Annotated in this window: 26 protein-coding genes and 1 pseudogene; 19 read left to right on the plus strand and 8 right to left on the minus strand. The window is 56.2% G+C overall.

Going from position 1 to position 23,791, the window contains the following annotated elements; translation table 11 throughout:
- The first annotated feature begins 8 nt into the window (after window positions 1–8).
- From eutJ to eutR, 9 genes are all read left to right on the plus strand, one after another.
- Window positions 9–848, plus strand: coding sequence for an ethanolamine utilization protein EutJ (gene eutJ, locus NA330_RS20200; RefSeq protein ID WP_023241617.1), 840 nt, complete (start codon window positions 9–11; stop codon window positions 846–848).
- A complete protein-coding gene (eutG, locus tag NA330_RS20205) occupies window positions 838–2,025 on the plus strand; it encodes an ethanolamine utilization ethanol dehydrogenase EutG (protein WP_001147501.1) in 1,188 nt (395 codons plus the stop codon). Before eutJ ends, eutG begins: the two co-directional genes overlap by 11 nt.
- 119 nt (window positions 2,026–2,144) lie before the next feature.
- Window positions 2,145–3,371: an ethanolamine utilization protein EutH gene (eutH, locus tag NA330_RS20210; RefSeq protein WP_000512359.1), complete on the plus strand. Its 1,227-nt coding sequence runs from the start codon at window positions 2,145–2,147 to the stop codon at window positions 3,369–3,371.
- Window positions 3,368–4,771 carry an ethanolamine ammonia-lyase reactivating factor EutA gene (gene eutA / locus NA330_RS20215; RefSeq protein WP_001097510.1) on the plus strand — a complete coding sequence of 468 codons (1,404 nt, stop codon included), beginning with the start codon at window positions 3,368–3,370 and terminating at the stop codon, window positions 4,769–4,771. Before eutH ends, eutA begins: the two co-directional genes overlap by 4 nt.
- Before the next feature lie 11 nt (window positions 4,772–4,782).
- Window positions 4,783–6,144, plus strand: coding sequence for an ethanolamine ammonia-lyase subunit alpha (gene eutB, locus NA330_RS20220; RefSeq protein ID WP_000769990.1), 1,362 nt, complete (start codon window positions 4,783–4,785; stop codon window positions 6,142–6,144).
- Window positions 6,145–6,162: 18 nt separating this feature from the next.
- Window positions 6,163–7,050, plus strand: coding sequence for an ethanolamine ammonia-lyase subunit EutC (gene eutC, locus NA330_RS20225; RefSeq protein WP_023241616.1), 888 nt, complete (start codon window positions 6,163–6,165; stop codon window positions 7,048–7,050).
- 9 nt (window positions 7,051–7,059) lie between these two features.
- On the plus strand, window positions 7,060–7,719 hold the full coding sequence (eutL, locus tag NA330_RS20230) for an ethanolamine utilization microcompartment protein EutL (protein ID WP_001111056.1): 660 nt from the start codon (window positions 7,060–7,062) through the stop codon (window positions 7,717–7,719).
- A 12-nt stretch (window positions 7,720–7,731) separates the two neighbouring features.
- Window positions 7,732–8,226 carry an ethanolamine utilization microcompartment protein EutK gene (eutK, locus tag NA330_RS20235; protein WP_017441394.1) on the plus strand — a complete coding sequence of 165 codons (495 nt, stop codon included), beginning with the start codon at window positions 7,732–7,734 and terminating at the stop codon, window positions 8,224–8,226.
- A gap of 47 nt (window positions 8,227–8,273) precedes the next feature.
- On the plus strand, window positions 8,274–9,326 hold the full coding sequence (eutR, locus tag NA330_RS20240; RefSeq protein ID WP_000753665.1) for an HTH-type transcriptional regulator EutR: 1,053 nt from the start codon (window positions 8,274–8,276) through the stop codon (window positions 9,324–9,326).
- A 169-nt stretch (window positions 9,327–9,495) separates the two neighbouring features.
- On the opposite strand, the pseudogene NA330_RS20245 reads toward eutR, so the two are convergent.
- The 4 genes and pseudogenes from NA330_RS20245 to amiA form a co-directional block, all read right to left on the minus strand.
- A pseudogene (locus NA330_RS20245) lies at window positions 9,496–9,696 on the minus strand (DUF1963 domain-containing protein); the annotation flags it as partial.
- Between the two features lie 78 nt (window positions 9,697–9,774).
- The gene (locus NA330_RS20250; protein ID WP_023241615.1) at window positions 9,775–10,104 is read right to left on the minus strand and encodes a hypothetical protein; all 330 of its coding nucleotides are present in this window, start codon (window positions 10,102–10,104) and stop codon (window positions 9,775–9,777) included.
- 20 nt (window positions 10,105–10,124) lie between these two features.
- Window positions 10,125–11,024: an oxygen-dependent coproporphyrinogen oxidase gene (gene hemF / locus NA330_RS20255; RefSeq protein WP_000801326.1), complete on the minus strand. Its 900-nt coding sequence runs from the start codon at window positions 11,022–11,024 to the stop codon at window positions 10,125–10,127.
- A 2-nt stretch (window positions 11,025–11,026) separates the two neighbouring features.
- Window positions 11,027–11,896, minus strand: a complete 870-nt coding sequence (gene amiA, locus NA330_RS20260) for an N-acetylmuramoyl-L-alanine amidase AmiA (protein ID WP_000102880.1) — start codon at window positions 11,894–11,896, stop codon at window positions 11,027–11,029.
- 212 nt (window positions 11,897–12,108) lie between these two features.
- Here amiA and NA330_RS20265 point away from each other — a divergent pair, with 212 nt between their 5' ends.
- The 10 genes from NA330_RS20265 (at window position 12,109) to cysM (ending at window position 20,588) form a co-directional block, all read left to right on the plus strand.
- Complete coding sequence (locus NA330_RS20265) at window positions 12,109–12,534, plus strand: GNAT family acetyltransferase (RefSeq protein WP_000406008.1); 426 nt, start codon at window positions 12,109–12,111, stop codon at window positions 12,532–12,534.
- Window positions 12,521–12,970: a DUF2919 domain-containing protein gene (locus NA330_RS20270; RefSeq protein ID WP_000842940.1), complete on the plus strand. Its 450-nt coding sequence runs from the start codon at window positions 12,521–12,523 to the stop codon at window positions 12,968–12,970. Before NA330_RS20265 ends, NA330_RS20270 begins: the two co-directional genes overlap by 14 nt.
- A gap of 61 nt (window positions 12,971–13,031) precedes the next feature.
- On the plus strand, window positions 13,032–13,607 hold the full coding sequence (locus NA330_RS20275; RefSeq protein ID WP_001630173.1) for an RpoE-regulated lipoprotein: 576 nt from the start codon (window positions 13,032–13,034) through the stop codon (window positions 13,605–13,607).
- Between the two features lie 94 nt (window positions 13,608–13,701).
- Window positions 13,702–14,601: a porphyrinogen peroxidase gene (gene yfeX, locus NA330_RS20280; RefSeq protein WP_000084583.1), complete on the plus strand. Its 900-nt coding sequence runs from the start codon at window positions 13,702–13,704 to the stop codon at window positions 14,599–14,601.
- Between the two features lie 247 nt (window positions 14,602–14,848).
- Window positions 14,849–15,640 (plus strand): SDR family oxidoreductase UcpA, encoded by a 792-nt coding sequence (ucpA, locus tag NA330_RS20285; protein ID WP_000517460.1) that lies wholly within the window; start codon window positions 14,849–14,851, stop codon window positions 15,638–15,640.
- A gap of 157 nt (window positions 15,641–15,797) precedes the next feature.
- Window positions 15,798–16,814 carry a thiosulfate/sulfate ABC transporter substrate-binding protein CysP gene (cysP, locus tag NA330_RS20290; RefSeq protein ID WP_000290270.1) on the plus strand — a complete coding sequence of 339 codons (1,017 nt, stop codon included), beginning with the start codon at window positions 15,798–15,800 and terminating at the stop codon, window positions 16,812–16,814.
- Window positions 16,814–17,647, plus strand: a complete 834-nt coding sequence (gene cysT, locus NA330_RS20295; protein ID WP_023241614.1) for a sulfate/thiosulfate ABC transporter permease CysT — start codon at window positions 16,814–16,816, stop codon at window positions 17,645–17,647. The genes cysP and cysT overlap by 1 nt, the downstream gene beginning before the upstream one ends.
- Entirely contained in the window at window positions 17,647–18,522 is an 876-nt protein-coding gene (gene cysW / locus NA330_RS20300; protein WP_000852705.1) for a sulfate/thiosulfate ABC transporter permease CysW, read from the plus strand. The genes cysT and cysW overlap by 1 nt, the downstream gene beginning before the upstream one ends.
- Entirely contained in the window at window positions 18,512–19,609 is a 1,098-nt protein-coding gene (gene cysA / locus NA330_RS20305) for a sulfate/thiosulfate ABC transporter ATP-binding protein CysA (RefSeq protein WP_023241613.1), read from the plus strand. The genes cysW and cysA overlap by 11 nt, the downstream gene beginning before the upstream one ends.
- A gap of 67 nt (window positions 19,610–19,676) precedes the next feature.
- Window positions 19,677–20,588 carry a cysteine synthase CysM gene (gene cysM / locus NA330_RS20310; protein ID WP_023241612.1) on the plus strand — a complete coding sequence of 304 codons (912 nt, stop codon included), beginning with the start codon at window positions 19,677–19,679 and terminating at the stop codon, window positions 20,586–20,588.
- Window positions 20,589–20,718: 130 nt separating this feature from the next.
- Here cysM and NA330_RS20315 read toward each other — a convergent pair whose 3' ends face one another.
- The 4 genes from NA330_RS20315 to ptsJ are packed head-to-tail and all read right to left on the minus strand — an operon-like array spanning window position 20,719 to window position 23,736.
- On the minus strand, window positions 20,719–21,258 hold the full coding sequence (locus NA330_RS20315; protein ID WP_017441399.1) for a transglycosylase domain-containing protein: 540 nt from the start codon (window positions 21,256–21,258) through the stop codon (window positions 20,719–20,721).
- A 12-nt stretch (window positions 21,259–21,270) separates the two neighbouring features.
- Window positions 21,271–21,651 (minus strand): YfeK family protein, encoded by a 381-nt coding sequence (locus tag NA330_RS20320; RefSeq protein WP_000710729.1) that lies wholly within the window; start codon window positions 21,649–21,651, stop codon window positions 21,271–21,273.
- A 58-nt stretch (window positions 21,652–21,709) separates the two neighbouring features.
- A complete protein-coding gene (locus tag NA330_RS20325; protein ID WP_052894930.1) occupies window positions 21,710–22,429 on the minus strand; it encodes a type 1 glutamine amidotransferase in 720 nt (239 codons plus the stop codon).
- Between the two features lie 14 nt (window positions 22,430–22,443).
- On the minus strand, window positions 22,444–23,736 hold the full coding sequence (gene ptsJ / locus NA330_RS20330; RefSeq protein WP_052894932.1) for a transcriptional regulator PtsJ: 1,293 nt from the start codon (window positions 23,734–23,736) through the stop codon (window positions 22,444–22,446).
- Window positions 23,737–23,791 lie beyond the last annotated feature (55 nt).

Below are 23,791 nucleotides of genomic sequence, written 5' to 3' on the forward strand. Positions count from 1 at the left end.
GATGACTCATGGCGCACGACGAACAACTCTGGCTCACCCCAAGACTGCAAAAAGCGGCGGCCCTGTGTAACCAGACGCCCGCCGCCAGCGATACACCGCTGTGGCTGGGCGTCGATTTGGGCACCTGCGACGTGGTGTCGATGGTGGTCGACGGCAACGCCCAGCCGGTGGCGGTATGCCTTGACTGGGCCGACGTTGTGCGTGACGGCATCGTCTGGGATTTCTTCGGCGCCGTCACCCTCGTGCGCCGCCATCTCGACACCCTTAAACAGCAGCTCGGCTGCCGCTTTACCCACGCGGCGACCTCGTTCCCGCCGGGCACCGACCCGCGTATTTCGATCAACGTGCTGGAGTCTGCCGGGTTAGAAGTCAGCCACGTACTGGATGAACCGACGGCGGTAGCGGATCTGCTGGCGCTTGATAATGCAGGCGTGGTGGATATTGGCGGCGGCACTACCGGCATTGCCATCGTCAAACAGGGCAAGGTGACTTACTCCGCCGATGAAGCCACTGGCGGGCACCATATCTCCCTGACGCTGGCGGGCAACCGCCGTATTCCCCTGGATGAGGCGGAACAGTACAAGCGCAGCAATGCGCAGGAGATTTGGTCGGTAGTGAAGCCGGTGTACGAAAAGATGGCGGAAATCGTTGCTCGCCACATTGAAGGGCAAGGAATTGCTGATTTATGGCTGGCGGGCGGTTCCTGTATGCAGCCGGGCGTGGAGGCGTTATTTCGCCAGCGTTTCCCGGAGTTACAGGTGCATTTACCGCAGCACAGCCTGTTTATGACCCCGCTGGCGATAGCTAACAGCGGGAGAGCGAAAGCGGAGGGACTCTATGCAAGCTGAACTACAGACGGCGCTGTTTCAGGCATTCGACACACTGAATCTGCAACGGGTGAAAACGTTCAGCGTACCGCCGGTCACGCTGTGCGGGCTTGGGGCGCTCGGCGCCTGCGGGCAGGAAGCGCAAGCGCGAGGCGTAAGCCATCTGTTTGTGATGGTCGACAGCTTCCTGCATCAGGCGGGAATGACCGCGCCGCTGGCACGCAGCCTGGCGATGAAAGGCGTGGCGATGACGGTCTGGCCGTGTCCGCCAGGCGAGCCGTGCATCACCGATGTCTGCGCGGCGGTGGCGCAACTGCGTGAGGCGGCGTGCGACGGCGTAGTGGCCTTTGGCGGCGGTTCGGTGCTGGACGCGGCGAAAGCGGTCGCCCTGCTGGTGACTAACCCTGACCAGACGCTGAGCGCCATGACCGAGCACAGTACATTACGCCCGCGTCTGCCGCTGATTGCGGTGCCGACCACCGCCGGAACCGGTTCTGAAACCACCAACGTGACGGTGATTATCGACGCGGTCAGCGGGCGCAAGCAGGTGCTGGCACACGCGTCACTAATGCCGGACGTGGCGATTCTTGATGCTGCCGTGACCGAAGGCGTTCCGCCAAACGTGACGGCGATGACCGGTATCGATGCGTTGACGCATGCGATTGAGGCCTACAGCGCGCTCAACGCCACGCCGTTTACCGACAGCCTGGCGATTGGCGCGATAGCGATGATTGGCAAATCGCTGCCGAAAGCCGTGGGTTACGGCCACGATCTGGCGGCGCGTGAAAATATGTTACTGGCCTCCTGTATGGCGGGAATGGCCTTTTCCAGCGCTGGTCTGGGGCTGTGTCATGCGATGGCGCACCAGCCAGGGGCGGCGCTGCATATTCCGCACGGCCAGGCCAACGCCATGCTGCTGCCAACGGTCATGGGCTTTAACCGGATGGTATGCCGCGAGCGCTTCAGTCAAATCGGTCGGGCGCTAACCAATAAGAAATCGGACGATCGCGATGCGATTGCGGCGGTGAGCGAGTTGATTGCCGAAGTAGGGCAGAGCAAACGGCTGGCTGACGCTGGCGCCAAACCCGAACACTACAGCGCGTGGGCGCAAGCCGCGCTGGAGGATATTTGTCTGCGCAGTAACCCACGCACCGCCACACAGGCACAGATTATCGACCTGTACGCGGCTGCCGGGTAATGCCTGTAGGCCGGATAAGGTGCTCGCACCGCCATCCGGCAATAACACGGCGTTAATGCCGGAGGCGACGTAAACGTCTTATCCGGCTTACAAATCAAAAATGACAGGGAGTAGGGGCTATGGGAATTAACGAAATCATCATGTACATCATGATGTTCTTTATGCTGATTGCCGCCGTGGACAGAATCCTGTCGCAGTTCGGCGGGTCGGCGCGCTTCCTCGGTAAATTCGGCAAGAGTATCGAGGGGTCTGGCGGCCAGTTTGAAGAGGGCTTTATGGCGATGGGCGCTCTGGGGCTGGCGATGGTCGGTATGACCGCGCTGGCGCCGGTGCTGGCGCATGTACTGGGGCCGGTTATTATCCCGGTATACGAAATGCTGGGCGCGAACCCATCCATGTTCGCGGGTACGCTACTGGCCTGTGATATGGGCGGATTCTTCCTCGCCAAAGAGCTGGCCGGCGGTGATGTCGCGGCGTGGCTATACTCAGGGTTAATACTTGGGTCGATGATGGGACCGACCATTGTGTTCTCCATTCCGGTGGCGCTCGGCATTATCGAACCGTCTGACCGCCGCTACCTGGCGCTTGGCGTACTGGCGGGTATCGTCACCATTCCCATTGGCTGCATTGCGGGGGGATTGATCGCCATGTACTCAGGCGTGCAGATCAATGGTCAGCCAGTGGAGTTTACCTTCGCGCTGATCCTGATGAACATGATCCCGGTATTGATCGTCGCGGTGCTGGTAGCGCTGGGGCTGAAGTTCATCCCGGAAAAAATGATCAACGGTTTCCAGATTTTCGCCAAATTTCTGGTGGCGCTGATCACCATCGGTCTGGCGGCTGCGGTGGTTAAATTCCTGTTGGGCTGGGAGTTGATTCCGGGGCTCGACCCGATCTTTATGGCGCCAGGCGACAAACCCGGCGAAGTGATGCGCGCCATTGAAGTGATCGGCTCTATCTCCTGCGTGCTGCTCGGCGCGTATCCGATGGTGCTGTTACTGACCCGCTGGTTTGAAAAACCGTTGATGAATGTCGGTAAGCTGCTGAACGTAAATAATATTGCGGCGGCAGGCATGGTAGCGACCCTGGCGAACAATATCCCCATGTTCGGCATGATGAAGCAGATGGATACCCGCGGCAAAGTGATTAACTGCGCATTTGCCGTCTCTGCGGCGTTCGCGCTGGGCGACCATTTAGGCTTCGCCGCCGCCAACATGAACGCCATGATCTTCCCGATGATTGTCGGCAAGCTGATCGGCGGCGTGACGGCGATTGGCGTGGCGATGATGCTGGTGCCGAAAGATGACGCCGCCCAGGTGAAAACCGAAGCGGAGGCGCAATCGTGAACACTCGCCAGCTACTGAGCGTCGGTATCGATATCGGCACCACCACCACGCAGGTGATCTTCTCGCGCCTGGAGTTGGTTAACCGTGCGGCGGTGTCGCAGGTGCCGCGCTACGAATTCATCAAACGCGACATTAGCTGGCAAAGCCCGGTCTTCTTTACGCCCGTGGATAAGCAGGGCGGTCTGAAAGAGGCCGAACTTAAAGCGCTGATTCTGGCCCAGTATCAGGCCGCAGACATCGCGCCTGAATCGGTGGACTCAGGGGCTATCATTATCACCGGCGAAAGCGCCAAAACCCGCAACGCCCGTCCGGCGGTCATGGCGCTCTCGCAGTCGCTGGGCGACTTTGTGGTCGCCAGCGCCGGGCCGCATCTGGAATCAGTCATTGCCGGTCACGGCGCCGGAGCGCAAAGCTTGTCTGAGCAGCGGATGTGCCGGGTGCTGAATATTGATATCGGCGGCGGCACGTCTAACTACGCGCTGTTTGACGCGGGAAAAGTCAGCGGCACCGCTTGCCTTAACGTCGGTGGTCGCCTGCTGGAAACCGACGCTCAGGGGCGCGTGGTTTATGCCCATCAGCCGGGGCAGATGATTATCGATGAGGTGTTCGGTTCGGGTACTGATGCTCGCGCCTTAGCTGCCGCACAGTTGGGGCAGGTGGCGCGGCGGATGGCGGATCTCATCGTCGAGGTTATCACTGGCGCGCTCTCGCCGCTGGCGCAATCGCTGATGCAAACCGGGCTGCTGCCCGCCGATATTACGCCGGAGGTGATCACCCTTTCCGGTGGGGTAGGTGAATGCTACCGCAACCAACCTGCCGATCCGTTCTGCTTTTCTGATATCGGGCCGCTGCTGGCGACCGCGCTGCATGAGCACCCGCGTCTGCGCGAGATGAACGTGCAGTTTCCGGCGCAAACCGTACGCGCCACGGTGATTGGCGCTGGGGCCCATACGCTCTCGCTTTCCGGCAGTACTATCTGGCTGGAAGACGTCCAACTGCCGCTGCGCAACCTGCCGGTGGCGATCCCGCAGGATGACGCCGATCTGGTGAACGCCTGGCGGCAGGCGCTTCTCCAGCTTGATCTCGACCCGCAAACCGACGCTTACGTGCTGGCGCTTCCCGCCACGCTTCCGGTGCGTTACGCCGCATTACTCACGGTCATCAACGCGCTGACGGCTTTTGTCGCGCGTTATCCCAATCCACATCCCCTGCTGGTGGTGGCCGAGCAGGATTTTGGTAAAGCGCTGGGCATGTTATTGCGCCCACAGTTACCGCAACTTCCGCTGGCGGTCATCGATGAGGTGGTCGTGCGGGCGGGAGACTATATCGACATTGGTACGCCTCTTTTTGGCGGATCGGTTGTGCCGGTGACGGTGAAATCACTCGCATTTCCTTCCTGAGGGAACGACTTATGAAACTAAAGACCACATTGTTCGGCAATGTTTATCAGTTTAAGGATGTAAAAGAGGTACTGGCCAAAGCCAACGAACTGCGTTCGGGGGATGTGCTGGCCGGGGTTGCCGCGGCAAGTTCGCAGGAGCGCGTAGCGGCAAAACAGGTACTGTCGGAAATGACGGTGGCGGATATCCGCAACAATCCGGTGATTGCCTATGAAGAGGACTGCGTGACGCGCCTGATTCAGGATGACGTCAACGAAACGGCCTATAACCGGATTAAAAACTGGAGCATCAGCGAACTGCGCGAATACGTACTGAGCGATGAAACCTCCGTGGACGATATCGCGTTTACCCGCAAAGGCCTGACCTCCGAAGTGGTGGCGGCAGTGGCGAAAATCTGCTCCAACGCCGACCTGATCTACGGCGGCAAGAAAATGCCGGTGATCAAAAAAGCCAATACCACCATCGGTATTCCGGGCACCTTTAGCTGCCGTTTGCAGCCGAACGATACCCGTGACGATGTACAGAGTATCGCCGCGCAAATCTACGAAGGGCTTTCTTTCGGCGCAGGCGATGCGGTGATCGGCGTTAACCCGGTGACCGATGACGTGGAGAACCTGACCCGCGTGCTCGACACCGTTTACGGCGTTATCGATAAATTCAATATTCCGACCCAGGGCTGCGTGCTGGCGCATGTCACCACCCAGATTGAAGCGATTCGCCGCGGCGCGCCGGGCGGACTGATTTTCCAGAGCATTTGCGGCAGCGAGAAGGGCTTAAAAGAGTTCGGCGTGGAACTGGCGATGCTCGACGAAGCGCGGGCTGTGGGGGCGGAGTTCAACCGCATCGCCGGGGAAAACTGCCTGTACTTTGAAACCGGGCAAGGGTCTGCGCTGTCGGCTGGTGCGAACTTTGGTGCCGACCAGGTGACGATGGAAGCGCGTAACTACGGGCTGGCTCGCCACTACGATCCGTTCCTGGTGAACACCGTGGTGGGCTTTATCGGGCCGGAGTATCTCTACAACGACAGGCAGATTATCCGCGCCGGTCTCGAAGATCACTTTATGGGCAAGCTGAGCGGCATCTCCATGGGCTGCGACTGCTGCTATACCAACCATGCCGACGCCGACCAGAACCTTAACGAAAATCTGATGATTCTGCTCGCCACTGCCGGCTGTAACTACATCATGGGGATGCCGCTCGGCGACGACATCATGCTCAACTACCAGACCACCGCTTTCCACGATACCGCCACCGTCCGTCAGTTGCTGAATTTACGGCCGTCGCCGGAGTTTGAACGCTGGCTGGAAACGATGGGCATTATGGCAAACGGTCGTCTGACCAAACGGGCGGGCGATCCGTCACTGTTCTTCTGATGACGCGGGGATAACACCATGGATCAAAAACAGATTGAAGAAATTGTACGTAGCGTGATGGCGTCAATGGGACAGGACGTACCGCAGCCCGCCGTGCCGTCAACGCAGGAAGGCGCAAAGCCGCAGTGCGCCGTGCCCGAAAGCTGCGCGCTGGATTTAGGTTCTGCGGAGGCAAAAGCCTGGATTGGCGTCGAGAACCCGCATCGTGCGGACGTGCTGACCGAACTGCGTCGCAGTACTGCGGCACGCGTCTGTACGGGGCGTGCCGGGCCGCGTCCGCGCACCCAGGCGCTGTTGCGCTTCCTGGCGGATCACTCCCGTTCGAAAGATACCGTGCTCAAAGAAGTGCCGGAAGAGTGGGTAAAAGCGCAAGGGCTGCTGGAAGTGCGTTCGGAGATCAGCGACAAAAACCTGTACCTGACGCGCCCGGATATGGGGCGTCGCCTGAGCCCGGAAGCCATTGACGCGCTGAAGTCGCAGTGCGTGATGAACCCGGATGTGCAGGTAGTGGTCTCCGATGGCCTCTCTACGGATGCGATCACCGCCAACTATGAAGAGATCCTGCCGCCGCTGCTTGCCGGTCTGAAGCAGGCCGGGCTGAACGTCGGCACGCCGTTCTTTGTGCGCTATGGCCGCGTGAAGATTGAAGATCAGATTGGCGAAATTCTCGGCGCGAAGGTCGTCATCCTGCTGGTAGGCGAACGTCCGGGGCTGGGGCAGTCGGAAAGCCTTTCCTGCTACGCGGTCTATTCCCCGCGCGTGGCGACCACCGTCGAGGCCGACAGAACCTGTATTTCAAACATTCATCAGGGGGGGACGCCGCCAGTAGAAGCCGCCGCCGTGATTGTGGATTTGGCCAAACGGATGCTGGAGCAGAAAGCGTCCGGCATCAACATGACCCGTTAAGGAGACATCATGCCTGCATTAGATTTGATTCGACCTTCAGTGACTGCCATGCGCGTGATTGCCTCCGTGAATGACGGCTTTGCGCGGGAACTTAAATTACCGCCACATATACGTAGCCTCGGACTCATCACGGCAGATTCTGATGATGTGACCTATATTGCCGCTGACGAAGCGACCAAACAGGCGATGGTGGAAGTGGTCTATGGCCGCTCCCTCTATGCCGGGGCGGCTCACGGGCCGTCGCCGACCGCTGGTGAGGTGTTGATTATGCTGGGCGGACCGAACCCGGCGGAAGTGCGCGCCGGTCTGGATGCAATGGTCGCCAGCATTGAAAACGGCGCGGCGTTCCAGTGGGCGAACGATGCGGAAAATACCGCATTCCTGGCGCATGTGGTTTCGCGTACCGGCTCGTACCTCTCGTCTACCGCAGGTATCGCGCTGGGCGATCCGATGGCCTATCTGGTGGCGCCGCCGCTGGAAGCGACATTCGGCATTGACGCGGCGATGAAATCCGCTGACGTTCAGCTGGTGACTTACGTGCCGCCGCCGTCGGAAACCAACTATTCGGCCGCGTTCTTAACGGGAAGCCAGGCCGCGTGTAAAGCCGCCTGCAACGCCTTTACCGACGCCGTGCTGGATATCGCCCGTAACCCTGTCCAGCGTGCGTAACGGAGGCTGCCAATGATCAATGCCCTGGGATTACTGGAAGTGGACGGAATGGTCGCCGCCGTCGATGCGGCGGATGCCATGCTGAAAGCGGCCAACGTGCGTTTGCTCAGTCATCAAGTGCTCGACCCTGGCAGGCTCACGCTGGTGGTGGAGGGCGATCTGGCGGCGTGTCGTGCGGCGCTGGATGCCGGAAGCGCCGCCGCGCAGCGCACAGGCCGTGTGATTAGCCGCAAAGAAATTGGTCGTCCGGAAGAGGACACCCAGTGGCTGATTGGCGGGTTTGCGCGTGCGACAACGCCGACTGAGAAAGCGCCCCAGGTACCCGCAACGCCTGAGTTCGCTGAAGCGTTACTGGCGCTGCTGGCATCAGTACGCCAGGGAATGACGGCGGGAGAGGTTGCCGCGCATTTTGGCTGGTCGCTGGAGCAGGCCAGAAACGTGCTGGAACAACTCTTTTCTGACGGAGCGTTGCGTAAACGCAGTAGTCGCTATCGCATCAAAAATTAATCTGTCGGAGGGCCGGGCGTCCTGGCGGGCGTCCGGCATAGAAGATCATGAAAAAGACCCGTACAGCGAATTTGCACCATCTTTATCATGAAGCGTTACCCGAAGACGTTAAACTTACGCCCAGAGTCGAGGTGGACAATGTTCATCAGCGACGGACGACGGATGTCTATGAACATGCTCTGACTATCACCGCCTGGCAGCAGATCTACGATCAGTTACACCCGGGTAAATTTCATGGCGAGTTCACGGAAATCCTGCTTGATGAGATTCAGGTGTTCCGTGAATACACCGGCCTGGCGCTGCGTCAGTCGTGTCTGGTTTGGCCAAACTCTTTCTGGTTTGGTATTCCGGCGACGCGCGGCGAACAGGGATTTATCGGCGCGCAGGGGCTCGGCAGCGCCGAGATTGCCACCCGACCGGGAGGCACCGAGTTTGAACTGAGCACGCCGGATGATTACACCATTCTGGGCGTCGTTATCTCGGAAGATGTTATTTCCCGTCAGGCCACGTTTTTGCATAACCCGGAAAGGGTGCTGCATATGCTGCGTAACCAGTTAGCGCTGGAGGTAAAAGAGCAGCATAAAGCGGCGCTGTGGGGCTTTGTGCAGCAGGCGCTGGCCACCTTCAGCGAGAGTCCTGAAACCCTGCATCAACCTGCGGTGCGTAAGGTCTTGAGTGATAATTTGTTGCTGGCGATGGGCACGATGCTGGAAGAGGCGAAGCCGATTCATAGTGCCGAAAGTATCAGCCATCAGGGATATCGCAGGCTACTGTCGCGGGCGCGGGAATATGTGCTGGAAAATATGTCGGAGCCGCTGACGGTGCTCGACTTATGTAACCAGCTACACGTAAGCCGTCGCACGCTGCAAAATGCGTTTCACGCCATTTTGGGCATTGGCCCCAATGCGTGGCTGAAACGTATTCGCTTAAACGCAGTACGCCGGGAACTGATTAGCCCGTGGTCGCAGAGCGCCACGGTCAAAGATGCCGCGATGCAGTGGGGATTCTGGCATCTGGGGCAATTTGCCACCGATTATCAGCAATTATTTGCCGAAAAACCGTCGTTGACGCTGCATCAACGGATGCGGCAATGGGCTTGATATTGATGGGGAGGCTCTCCGGTTGCTGATAACGTGCGCGTGTCGGGAATTGCCCGGTGGCAGCTGGCGCCTTACAGGGCCTACGGATTCGCTGCTGTCTGTGGTTGGTAGCCCGGACAAGGCGCGCCAGCGCCGCCTCCGGGGAAGCGCGCGCAATTTTGCCTCCGCTGATAAGCCCGTAAAGCATCCCATTGGCATATTTCTCAATATCTTCATAACTTATTTGTGCGAGGAACATTATCGTTTGCGCGCACGTTGGGCACGTTGGGTATTCCGCATCCTGAACCCAGGCCGGGTGGCCGCCGAGCTGTGAGAAGGTCGTGGGTGAATTAGGAACGGCCGTGGCGAAAACGGTGTTATATGCCGTACAACGCTACCAGGTCAGAATGCGAATTACCGAGTTCTTTATCTACAATGAACTCGTTTATTTCTACGAGCCTGCTTTTACTCAACGGCCAACCGGATAGGCGATAAACAAACCGGCTATCGTCAGAATACATGCCAGTAGGCATAGCAAGATGCAGTTAACGCTTTTACGCGGAATATGAATAATAAAGCAGAGTAATGTTATCAGGGCCATGACCACAGGGATGGTCACCATATTGATAACCAGAAGCACGATCAGACCGAAGCTCACCCCTCCGCTATGAGGGATGAATATTCTTTCTTCAAAATATATTTCTAGCGTAATGGCAAGCAGGCAGCCAATAAAACTTATACCCAGATGGGGATGCCATTTGGCGCCACTGGTTACTACTTTCCGTGTATTTGTTTGCATTGTTTTACTTTATAAATAAGTTAAATCCAGTCGCGTACCTGAATAAACTCGCTCAGCGCCGCTTCCGGGCTACCCGCTTCTGGCTGCCAGTCGTACTCCCAGCGCACCAGCGGCGGCATCGACATCAGGATAGATTCAGTGCGCCCGCCGGTTTGCAGACCAAACAGGGTGCCTCTGTCCCATACCAGATTGAACTCCACGTAGCGCCCGCGGCGATAAAGTTGAAAATTACGCTCCCGCTCTCCCCAGACCATCGCTTTGCGTCGTTCGACAATCGGTAAATACGCCTCGGTGTAGCCGTTACCGACCGCCTGCATAAAAGCAAAACAGTGGTCGAAATCCGGCGTATTCAAATCGTCAAAAAACAGGCCGCCGATACCGCGCTGCTCGTTACGATGCTTGAGGAAAAAGTAGTCATCGCACCACTTTTTATAGCGCGGATACACATCGTCGCCAAACGGCTGGCACAGGTCGCGGGCGGTGCGGTGCCAGTGAACGGCATCCTCTTCAAAGCCGTAGTAGGGCGTTAAATCGAACCCGCCGCCAAACCACCACACCGGATCGGCGCCCGGTTTTTCGGCAATAAAAAAGCGCACGTTAGCATGGCTGGTGGGAATATACGGATTGTGCGGATGTACCACCAGCGATACGCCCATCGCTTCGAAGCTACGCCCGGCGAGTTCTGGCCGATGCGCGGTGGCGGACGCGGGCATTGCATCGCCGTGAACGTGAGAGAAATTAACGCCCGCCTGTTCGAAAATCCCGCCGTTGCGTAATACCCGGCTGCGTCCGCCGCCGCCCGCTTCGCGTCGCCAGCTATCTTCGACAAAGTTTGCGCCATCCACAGCGGATAACTTTTGGCAAATATCATCCTGCAGGCGTAGCAGAAACTGTTTTACGTGATGTGCATCGGGTTTCATGATTACCGTTTCTTCGTGTGTGCTTTCTGATTATCAAACCAGTGAAAATAACTGATGATGCCGTTGGCGATCGCCGTAGCGATTTTCTGGCGAAACGCCGTCGTGCCCAGCAGGCGTTCTTCTTCCGGATTGGTAATAAACGAGGTTTCGACCAATACCGACGGAATTGACGGTGATTTTAGCACCACGAAAGCCGCTTGTTCGGTAGTGCGGCTGTGTAATTTATGTATAGGTTTGATTTTCTTGAGAATATGCGAACCCAGCGTCAGACTGTTTTTAATCGTATCGGTTTGCACCAGATCAAACAAAACTTGTTGTAATAGATGATCCCGGTCAGTGGCTTTTTTACCCGCCACTTCGTCCGCGCGGTTTTCACGCTCGGAGAGATACTTCGCCATGGCGCTACTGGCCCCGCGGTTGGAAAGCGCAAAAACGGAAGCGCCCGCCGCTTTCGGGTTGGTAAAACCATCGGCATGAATAGACATAAACAGATCCGCGCCGTGCTTATGGGCGATTTCTACCCGATCGTACAGCGGAATAAAGGTATCCCCTGTCCGGGTTAAACGCGCATCGATTCCGTGATTTCGCAAAATAGCGCGTACGTTTTTGGCAATTGCCAGCACGACGTGTTTTTCCTGAGAACCGTTGCGGCCAATCGCGCCGGTATCGATGCCGCCGTGTCCGGGGTCGAGCATCACCAGCCGTTTACTGCCGGTTTTTTTGGTTTTGGGTTTGCTGTGACCATTACTGGTTTTTAGCGTTTCTTCTTTGGCTATTGCGTGCGACATACCTGACAGCGTCAGGGCCGCCAGACCTGTTTTGAGTACCTGGCGGCGCGATGTGAGAGTTTTTAGGAGTTTAAAAGTGCTCATACGGCCTGAGTTGTGAAAATTAAGTTCAAGATGTTATATCGTATCGCGTAATCCGTTACGACGGTTGGTGATGAGAATTGTTTTACTTTTCATTTCAATACGTGACACATCGCCATTATGCCATTTTTTCCGCTACATCGCGTCAGATATTGGCTGAATCAGATGTTTGCGCCATAATCTTGGTTTTTCCACCCGAAAAGGCAACGAATACCATGGAAATACGCGTTTTTCGCCAGGAAGATTTCGAAGAGGTGATTACCCTCTGGGAGCGTTGCGACCTGCTGCGTCCATGGAACGATCCTGAAATGGATATTGAACGCAAGGTGAATCACGATGTCAGCTTGTTCCTCGTTGCGGAAGTTAGCGGCGAAGTCGTCGGTACGGTAATGGGCGGTTATGACGGGCATCGCGGCTCGGCGTATTACCTGGGCGTTCACCCGGAGTTCCGCGGGCGCGGCATTGCGAATGCGCTGCTTAACCGGCTGGAAAAAAAACTCATCGCCCGCGGGTGTCCGAAAATCCAAATTATGGTGCGCGATGATAACGACGTTGTGCTGGGCATGTATGAACGTCTGGGGTATGAGCATTCTGACGCCCTAAGTTTGGGTAAACGCCTGATTGAAGATGAAGAGTACTGAGTTTCATCCAGCCGATTATGATGTACACGGACGTTTACGCCTGCCGTTTCTGTTCTGGTGCGTACTGCTACTTCAGGCGCGCGCCTGGGTACTCTTTGTCATTGCCGGTTCATCCCGTGGACAGGGTAATACTTTGTTAAACTTTTTTTATCCCGACCATGACAATTTTTGGCTGGGGCTGTTGCCCGGCGTTCCGGCGGTAGTGGCATTTTTACTCAGCGGGCGGCGTGAAGCGGTTCCTGGTGTGTGGCGCTGGCTGCGCGGACTCCTGATCCTTGCTCAACTGGTGTCGTTGTGCTGGCTGCCGGTGATGTGGCTGGGTGGCGACCCGGTCAACGGCGTCGGGCTGGCGCTGCTGCTGGCGGACATCGTCGCGCTGATCTGGCTGTTAACCAATCAACGTTTGCGTGCCTGTTTTTCCCTTGAGAAAGAATAACGGCACTTTTTGGCGAACCCGCACTCCAACCAACGTTAATTAATAAAAGAAAGGAAGTGAGATGAAATCGCTGCGTTTGACTTTACTCGCACTGCCGCTGGCGCTGACCGGCTGCTCGACGCTCTCCTCGGTCAACTGGTCTGCCGCAAATCCATGGAACTGGTTTGGTTCTTCGACAGAAGTCACTGAGCAAGGCGTGGGAGCGCTGACCGCCGCCACGCCGCTGGAAGAGCCGGCTATTGCAGAGGCATTAGATGGCGATTATCGCCTGCGTAGCGGTATGAAAACCGATAACGGCAACGTGGTGCGCTTTTTCGAAGCGATGAAGGGCGACAGCGTCGCGATGGTGATCAACGGCGAGCAGGGAACCGTGAGCCGTATTGATGTGCTGGACAGCGATATCCCAACCGCCGCGGGGGGCAAAATCGGTACGCCGTTTAGCGACCTTTACAGCAAAGCTTTTGGTCACTGCGAGCCGGTTTCCAGCGATAGCCATACCAGCGTCGAATGTAAAGCCGAGGGAAGTCAGCATATTAGCTATGTTTTCTCCGGCGAGTGGAGCGGACCGGAAGGCTTAATGCCTCCTGATGACATCTTAAAAAACTGGGACGTGCGCAAAATTATCTGGCGTCGTTAATTTGCGCCTGAACAAACCGCTTCGCTTAAAAACAAGGTAAAATAGCCTCCATTAATGCCACGACTGCGTGGCATTCTCATTTTCAGGAGGAATCATGTCTCAGGTTCAAAGTGGCATTTTGCCGGAACATTGCCGTGCGGCAATTTGGATTGAAGCCAATGTGAAAGGCGACCTGGACGCCCTGCGCGCGGCCAGCAGAACATTTGCCGATAAACTGGCGACCTTCGAAGTCAAATTTCCGGACGCCCATCTTGGGGCCGTTGTGGCGTTTGGCAACAACACCTGGCGCGCCCTGAGCGGCGGCGTCGGGGCGGAAGAACTGAAAGATTTTATTCCTTATGGTAAAGGGCTGGCGCCGGCCACGCAGTATGACGTGCTGATCCATATCCTTTCCCTGCGCCACGATGTGAATTTTTCTGTTGCCCAGGCGGCGATGGAAGCCTTCGGCGACTGTATCGACGTGAAAGAAGAAGTTCACGGCTTCCGTTGGGTGGAAGAACGCGATCTGAGCGGCTTTGTCGACGGGACAGAGAACCCGGCGGGCGAAGAGACGCGCCGTGAAGTGGCGGTGATCAAAGATGGCGTGGATGCCGGCGGCAGTTATGTGTTCGTGCAGCGTTGGGAGCACAATCTCAAGCAACTTAACCGGATGAGTATTCACGATCAGGAGATGATGATCGGGCGTACCAAAGAAGCCAATGAAGAGATTGACGGCGATGCGCGTCCGGCAACGTCTCACCTGAGCCGCGTGGATCTCAAAGAAGATGGCAAAGGGCTGAAGATTGTGCGCCAGAGCCTGCCATACGGCACCGCCAGCGGTACTCATGGTCTCTATTTCTGCGCTTACTGCGCACGTCTGCACAATATCGAACAGCAGCTTCTGAGTATGTTCGGCGATACCGACGGTAAACGCGACGCGATGCTGCGCTTCACCAAGCCGGTGACTGGCGGCTACTATTTTGCGCCGTCGCTGGATCGCCTGTTAGCGCTATAAGGTAAAACCCTGTCGGATGGCAGCGCAAACGCTTTATTCGACCTACGATTGGTAGGCCTGATAAGCGCAGCGCCATCAGGCAGAACAGCATGAAACAGCATGAAAATGCCCATCCCCGCCTCCGCGGGGATTTTTTTACCTAATATTTACCTGAATTAGTGAGCTATTCCTCAGCACTTATTTGTTATTACTGTATTTTCAGTGTTAATGGAGTGTAAGACTCCATATTCAAAAGGAGACATTGAAAATGGGTAAACTCACGGGCAAGACAGCATTGATTACGGGCGCATCGCAGGGCATTGGCGAAGGGATCGCTCGCGTATTCGCACGCCACGGCGCGAACTTAATCTTGCTGGATATCTCCGATGAGATTGAAAAGCTGGCGGATGAGCTGGGCGGGCGCGGGCATCGCTGCACTGCCGTTAAGGCTGACGTCAGAGATTTTGCTTCGGTGCAGGCGGCGGTTGCGCGCGCCAAAGAGACTGAAGGTAGAATTGATATTTTGGTGAATAACGCTGGCGTGTGCCGTCTGGGCAACTTCCTCGATATGAGTGAAGAAGATCGCGATTTCCACATTGATATTAATATTAAAGGTGTCTGGAACGTCACCAAAGCCGTCCTGCCGGAGATGATCAAACGTAAAGATGGCCGCATTGTGATGATGTCTTCCGTCACGGGAGATATGGTGGCGGACCCGGGTGAAACGGCCTATGCGCTGTCAAAAGCCGCCATTGTCGGTTTAACCAAATCGCTGGCGGTAGAGTACGCGCAGTCCGGTATTCGTGTGAATGCCATTTGCCCCGGTTATGTAAGAACGCCGATGGCGGAAAGCATTGCCCGTCAGTCTAACCCTGACGATCCGGAATCGGTATTAACGGAAATGGCAAAAGCCATTCCGCTACGCCGCCTTGCCGATCCGCTGGAAGTAGGGGAACTGGCGGCATTTCTGGCTTCCGATGAGTCCAGCTATCTTACCGGAACGCAAAACGTCATTGATGGCGGCAGTACCCTGCCTGAAAGCGTAAGCGTAGGCGTCTGATTGATGCCGGTCTCCTCCCCGCGCCGCGTGGGGAGGGATTCTCTTATTCCCTTTTCAACTTTCAAATCATCAAACGGTATATAAAACCGTTACTCCTTTAGCGCTGGTTATAAATATGATGACCATAAGAAAGTCATTAAATTTATAAGGGTGCGCAATGGCCGTTAACTTACTGAAAAAGAGACCCCTGACGCTGGCAGCAATGCTGTTACTGGCAGGGCAGGCGCAGGCAACGGAGCTGCTGAACAGCTCATACGATGTCTCCCGCGAGCTGTTTGCCGCCCTTAACCCGCCGTTTGAGCAACAATGGGCAAAAGATAACGGCGGCGACAAACTGACGATTAAGCAGTCTCATGCCGGGTCATCAAAACAGGCGCTGGCGATTTTGCAGGGACTGAAGGCAGACGTCGTGACCTACAATCAGGTGACCGACGTACAGATTCTCCATGATAAAGGCAAACTGATCCCTGCCGACTGGCAAAGCCGTCTGCCGAACAACAGTTCGCCATTCTACTCCACGATGGGCTTCCTGGTTCGCAAGGGAAACCCGAAAAATATTCACGACTGGAGCGATCTTGTACGTTCCGACGTGAAGCTGATTTTCCCGAACCCGAAAACCTCCGGCAACGCCCGCTATACGTATCTGGCGGCATGGGGCGCGGCGGATAACGCGGACGGCGGCGATAAAGCCAAAACCGAACAGTTTATGACCCAGTTCCTGAAAAACGTCGAAGTGTTTGATACCGGCGGTCGCGGCGCTACGACTACCTTTGCCGAGCGTGGTCTGGGCGATGTGCTGATTAGTTTTGAATCGGAAGTGAACAACATCCGCAAACAATATGAAGCCCAGGGATTTGAAGTGGTGATCCCGAAAACGAACATTCTTGCTGAATTCCCGGTTGCCTGGGTGGATAAAAACGTGAAGGCCAACGGCACAGAAAAAGCCGCCAAAGCTTACCTGAACTGGCTGTATAGCCCGCAGGCGCAGACCATCATCACCCATTACTACTACCGCGTGAATAACCCGGAAATCATGGGCAAGCAAGCAGATAAATTCCCGCAGACCGAACTGTTCCGCGTGGAAGACAAGTTTGGTTCCTGGCCTGAGGTGATGAAAACGCACTTTGCCAGCGGCGGCGAGCTGGACAAACTGTTGGCGGCGGGGCGTAAGTAATGCTTGCCGTTTCTTCCCGACACGTGCTGCCCGGCTTTACGTTAAGCCTCGGCACCAGTTTGCTGTTTGTCTGCCTGATCCTGCTGTTGCCGTTGAGCGCGCTGGTGATGCAGCTCTCACAGATGAGCTGGTCGCAATACTGGGATGTCGTGACCAACCCTCAGGTGGTGGCTGCCTATAAAGTGACGCTACTGGCGGCATTTGTGGCATCGATTTTTAACGGCGTGTTTGGCCTGCTGATGGCGTGGATTTTAACCCGCTACCGTTTTCCAGGGCGCACGTTGCTGGATGCGCTGATGGATCTGCCGTTTGCGCTGCCGACAGCGGTGGCGGGGTTAACGCTGGCCTCGCTGTTCTCAGTGAACGGTTTCTACGGTCAGTTTCTCGCGCAGTTTGATATCAAAGTGACCTATACCTGGCTCGGTATTGCGGTGGCGATGGCCTTTACCAGCATTCCATTTGTGGTACGCACCGTCCAGCCGGTACTGGAAGAGCTGGGGCCGGAATATGAAGAAGCGGCACAAACGCTGGGGGCCACCCGCCTGCAAAGTTTTCGCAAAGTCGTGCTGCCTGAGCTGTCGCCTGCGCTGATTGCCGGCGTGGCGCTCTCTTTTACCCGTAGCCTGGGCGAGTTTGGCGCGGTGATTTTTATCGCCGGAAATATCGCCTGGAAAACAGAAGTGACCTCGCTGATGATTTTTGTGCGTTTGCAGGAGTTTGACTACCCAGCCGCCAGCGCCATTGCCTCAGTGATCCTTGCGGCATCACTGCTGCTGCTGTTCTCAATTAACACTCTGCAAAGTCGCTTTGGTCGACGTGTGGTAGGTCATTAATGGCGGAAGTGACTCAATTGAAGCGATACGACGTCCCCCGCATTAACTGGGGAAAATGGTTTCTGATTGGCGTCGGGATGCTGGTTTCGGCGTTTATCCTGCTGGTGCCGATGATTTACATCTTCGTGCAGGCGTTCAGCAAAGGGTTAATGCCGGTACTGCAAAATCTGGCCGATCCGGACATGCTGCACGCCATCTGGCTGACGGTGTTGATTGCCTTGATCGCAGTGCCGGTGAATCTGGTGTTTGGCATTCTGCTGGCGTGGCTGGTGACGCGCTTTAACTTCCCCGGACGTCAGCTATTGCTGACCCTGCTGGATATTCCCTTTGCCGTCTCACCGGTGGTGGCCGGTCTGGTTTATCTGTTGTTTTATGGTTCCAACGGCCCGTTGGGCGGCTGGCTGGATGAGCATAATTTGCAAATGATGTTCTCCTGGCCGGGGATGGTACTGGTCACTATTTTTGTCACCTGCCCGTTTGTGGTGCGCGAACTGGTGCCAGTGATGCTCAGCCAGGGCAGTCAGGAAGATGAGGCTGCGATTTTACTGGGCGCATCCGGCTGGCAAATGTTTCGCCGCGTGACGTTGCCGAATATTCGCTGGGCGCTACTCTACGGCGTGGTGTTAACCAACGCCCGCGCGATTGGCGAGTTTGGCGCGGTGTCGGTGGTGTCCGGCTCGATTCGCGGCGAAACGTTATCGCTACCGTTACAGATTGAATTACTGGAGCAGGACTACAACACCGTCGGCTCCTTTACCGCCGCCGCATTGTTGACGCTAATGGCGATTATTACCCTGTTTTTGAAGAGCATGTTGCAATGGCGTCTGGAGAATCAGGAAAAACGCGCGCAACAGGAGGAAAATCATGAGCATTGAGATCGCCAGAATTAAGAAATCGTTTGGTCGTACTCAGGTACTGAATGATATCTCGCTGGATATTCCTTCCGGCCAGATGGTTGCCTTGTTGGGGCCGTCAGGTTCCGGCAAAACGACGCTGCTGCGCATTATTGCTGGGCTGGAACATCAGTCCAGCGGCCATATTCGTTTCCACGGTACGGACGTTAGCCGCCTGCACGCGCGTGAGCGTAAAGTCGGTTTTGTGTTTCAGCACTATGCGCTGTTTCGCCATATGACGGTGTTTGACAACATCGCTTTTGGCCTGACGGTGCTGCCGCGACGCGACCGCCCAACTGCGGCGGCGATTAAAGCGAAAGTGACGCAATTGCTGGAGATGGTGCAACTGGCGCACCTCGCGGATCGCTTCCCCGCCCAGCTTTCCGGCGGACAAAAACAGCGCGTGGCGCTGGCGCGCGCGCTTGCCGTAGAACCGCAAATTCTACTGCTGGATGAACCCTTTGGCGCGCTGGATGCCCAGGTACGTAAAGAGTTACGTCGCTGGTTGCGCCAGCTACATGAAGAACTGAAATTCACCAGCGTCTTTGTCACCCACGATCAGGAAGAGGCGACGGAAGTGGCGGATCGGGTGGTGGTGATGAGTCAGGGCAATATCGAACAGGCTGATGCGCCGGATCGAGTGTGGCGTGAACCGGCAACCCGCTTCGTACTGGAGTTTATGGGCGAGGTGAACCGCCTGACAGGCACCGTCCGCGGTGGGCAGTTTCACGTTGGCGCGCATCGCTGGCCGCTGGGTTATACGCCCGCGTACCAGGGGCCGGTCGATCTGTTCCTGCGTCCGTGGGAGGTGGATATTAGCCGCCGCACCAGCCTGGATTCTCCGCTACCAGTACAGGTCATTGAGGCCAGCCCGAAAGGTCACTATACACAGTTAGTGGTACAACCGCTGGGGTGGTATCACGATCCGCTGACGGTGGTGATGGCGGGTGACGATGTCCCGCAGCGCGGCGAGCGTTTGTTTGTTGGACTGCAAAAAGCGCGTCTGTATAACGGCGACCAGCGTATTGAAACGCGTGAAGAGGAACTTGCTCTGGCGCAATCGGCCTGATAGGTTAATTTGTATAGTTATCGCCCGGTGGCGCTACGCATACCGGGCTTTTTTACGAGCTGAAAACGTGAATACATTAGAACAAACCATCGGCAATACGCCGCTGGTCAAATTACAACGTCTGGCGCCGGATAACGGCAGTGAAATCTGGGTCAAGCTGGAAGGCAATAATCCAGCAGGATCGGTGAAAGATCGCGCGGCGCTATCGATGATTGTCGAGGCGGAAAAGCGCGGAGAAATTAAACCGGGCGATGTCCTGATTGAAGCGACCAGCGGCAACACTGGCATTGCGCTGGCGATGATCGCCGCGCTGAAAGGTTATCGCATGAAGCTGTTGATGCCAGACAACATGAGTCAGGAGCGTCGGGCGGCAATGCGGGCCTATGGCGCGGAACTGATTCTGGTCACTAAAGATCAGGGAATGGAAGGGGCGCGCGATTTAGCGCTCGCTATGTCTGAACGAGGCGAGGGCAAACTGCTCGATCAGTTTAATAATCCTGATAATCCCTACGCCCACTACACGACCACCGGCCCGGAAATCTGGCAGCAAACAGAAGGGCGTATCACCCATTTTGTTTCCAGCATGGGCACTACCGGCACGATTACCGGCGTGTCGCGTTTTCTACGCGAGCAGGAAAAAGCGGTGACCATCGTCGGCCTGCAGCCGCAAGAGGGCAGCAGTATTCCGGGCATTCGCCGCTGGCCAGCGGAATATATGCCGGGGATTTTCAACGCCAGTCTGGTGGACCAGGTGCTGGATATTCACCAGAATGATGCCGAAAACACCATGCGTGAACTGGCGGTTCGTGAAGGGATTTTCTGCGGCGTCAGCTCCGGCGGCGCGGTAGCGGGCGCGTTACGCGTCGCACGAGCCACGCCCGGCGCGATAGTGGTGGCGATCATCTGCGATCGCGGCGACCGTTACTTGTCTACCGGCGTGTTTGGTGAAGAGCATTTCAGCCAGGGGGCAGGGATTTAAACTAACGGGTTCAGCTGATTGGAATAAACAAGGCAACGGCCGCCTTTGACAAGCGGGAATATCCTGCCGATTTCCCGTGTGCGCCAGCGCATTACCGCCGCCTTTTATAATAAAAGCTCGTCTGTTGTTCTTATTGTTGTATTTGTTCCTGGCAAAGCGTCATGTAATGCTTGCTGCTTTCTACCAGCCTGGCTGAACCAGGCCGGTAAAGTGACGGTGCTTTAAACATATAAATCAGTTGTACTTGTTGCTGGCAGGTCATCTCTGTCACTGGTACGTGAAATAACGTTAACGCTGCATTTTTCGTACCGTAAACCGCGTTACCCTGCGAATCCCGGCCATAATACGCTTGCGCCAGCATCATGGCATACAGCTCGTCGTCGCGGTACAGGCTGTCCAACCAGAACACCCAGATCGCGGTCCTGAAATGCCCATCCACGCCGGCTTGGGTATAGAGCAATCTGGCAGTATAGGATTTGGGGTGTATTTTGGCCGCAGCGCGGCGCAAAAAACGCGTCTGCGGCGATTCGGACAACCAGAAAGAGGCGCTCTGTAATGCAGTCTGGGCTATGGGACGAATTTCCAGATAATAGTAAACGGTTAACCCTACAGCAAACGCTAACAGAAGCGCGATAACGCCTTTAAAAAACCACAGTAGCACGCCTGGCATTATGATTTTTTCTTACTCAACATTCTTATCCGTTTCCGCAATAAGCGCATGTAAATAAGGCTGCGCGTTTTCATCCGCTTTACCGGGAATTTTAACGATATAGGGTTTTCCGGTGATGGACGACGACGACGCGACTTTATCGATAAACTGTTCGGCGGTGTCGATACGATTGCGCGTGTTGCCCAGTTTTAAGCGCAGGTGCGATACGGCTTCCTCGCAGTTATGCGCATCACCGTTACGAACGAAGGTCAGATCCTTTTTCTGCGCCAGCGCATTCAGCATGGCGTTAATGCGCGCTTCTTCATGGGCGTTTAGCTTCGCCCAGGCGGGTAGGGTCAGCAGGAGCGCAACGACGGCGCAGACAATTTTCTTCATGGTAAAATCCTTTTTCATGCGATAATCACTGCACCTCAGACCGTTAGCCGGGTAATAAGTTGCACTCCTGGTGTGGTTATTTCTGTGAGTGCGCCAGAGTGAGTTCATCCAGAAAACGCCACAGCTTTTCATTCATTTGCTGGTAATCCCATGCGCGCATCTCGGCGACCGAGCGGATAAAACGCTTCCCTTGCGCGTCGGCCAGCTCCTGCTGCGAATGTTGGATTAATCCTTCAACCGCCTCAGCGGTAAATTCCATATGACACTGGAAGCCGTAGACAAAATTACCGTACTGCACTATCTGACGTGGACAGCCGGCACTTTCGGCCAGCACGGTCGCCTGATCGGTGAGTCCTGGCATATCGTTGTGCCAGTGGCCGACGGTTAACGGGGAGCCAAAGTGGGCGATAAGCGGATGCCGCAGACCGGCTTCAGTGAGCGTAATAGGGTAGTGACCAATCTCTTTTTCCGGACTTTGGCACACAGCGGCGCCCAGCGCCTCGCCAATGAGCTGCGAACCAAGACAAATGCCGATAACCATTCGCCGGGCCGTAACCGCCTGATTAATTAAGTGCTGTTCGGCGCGAGAGTCAAAGTACGGGCACTCTTCGCGGGTGGTGCGCGGCGACTGCGGACCGCCAAATACCACGAGCATATCGAACTTATCGGCATTGGGCGGTAGCGCTTCTCCGGCATAGACGCGCGACCATGAAATGGTATAACCGCGATCTTTAGCCCATTTCAGATAAGCGCCAGCGGATTCAAACGACTCATGGACAACAAAATGAACTCGCACGTTATTTTCTCCTGTTAGCGATTTAGCGCCTGATGGATATCAGCCGCCAGCGTGTTGATCTCGCCGTCATTTAATGTCGACAGCGTGATACGTAGACCGTGAGACGGCGCGCTTACGCCAAAGGCTTCTCCCTCACGTACCAGCCAGCCGGATTTTGCCAACGTAAACGCGGTAGCCTGGCTATGGGTGTCCAGCGGGAGCCAGGCATTCACGCCGTCGCCGGGAGAAATGGCGATGCCATATTGCTGTAGGGCGCGGGCCAGTTTTTGTTGCCGGGCGGCGTAAAACAGCCGCGTTTGCGCCAGCCTGTGCTGATACTCAGGGTCGGTCAGGCAGGCGTAGACCAGATCCTGTAACAGATGGCTGACCCACTGACTACCGGCATTTAGCCGCAGCCGAAGTTTTGCCGAGGTCGCGCTGTCGCTGGCGACAATAGCAAGACGTAAATCGGGGCCGAGGGCTTTGGAAACGGAGCGTATCACCGCCCAGTGTTGCGTTGTCTGCGCAATAACCGGCTGCCAGGGCGACGAAGAAAGCAGGGCGAAGTGATCGTCGATAATGACCACTACCTGAGGGTAACGCGCCAGTATATTTTGCAGCGCAGCGGCACGGCGAGCGCTCAGGCTACAGCCGGTAGGGTTGTGCGCGCGCGGCGTTAAGATCACTGCCCGCGCGCCCTGATTTAGCGCCCGTTCTAGCTTTTCAGGCTGCATTCCTTCGCTATCCATGCTGACCGGGCTGGCGCTAAAACCGGCATAGCGCAGCATATTGATACTGCTTAAAAAACAGGGATCTTCCACCGCGACGCTGTCGCCCGGCAGCAGATGCGCGCAAAGCAGTCTTTCAATGGCGTCGATAGCTCCGCTGGTGATATCAATTTCGCCTGCGACGGGGGTGGCATCCCGTAGCCAGCGCGCCGTCCAGGCGTGTAGTTCAGGGGAAACGGGCGCATCGCCGTAGAGATGCGGCGTGCGGCTGAGACGAGCAAAATAACGGCTAAGGTCAGGCAGACGCTGCGGATCGGGATTGCCGCCGGAAAGGTCGTGCAGAGGCGTATGCGGATCGCCGCCTTCCAGCGCTACGGGAGACGGACTGCCTTTAATCACCGTCCCATTGCGGCCTAAACTTTGCGCCAGTCCCGCCGTTATCAGCCGTTTATACGCCGCTGCGACGGTATTGCGGTTCACCTTTAATTCGCTTGCCAGCTCCCGTACCGGCGGGAGCGAATCCTCCGCCCGTAACGTGCCGGCGATAATGTGTTGACGGATACTGTCAAAAATTTCGTTAGCGGTTTTTCCGTCGATCATTATTGACCTATGACAAAATGAATTTTAGCATATGACAATGATAATGAGGCGGTAG

Source organism: Salmonella sp. NW722, from assembly GCF_051702785.1.
GTDB lineage: Bacteria > Pseudomonadota > Gammaproteobacteria > Enterobacterales > Enterobacteriaceae > Salmonella > Salmonella enterica.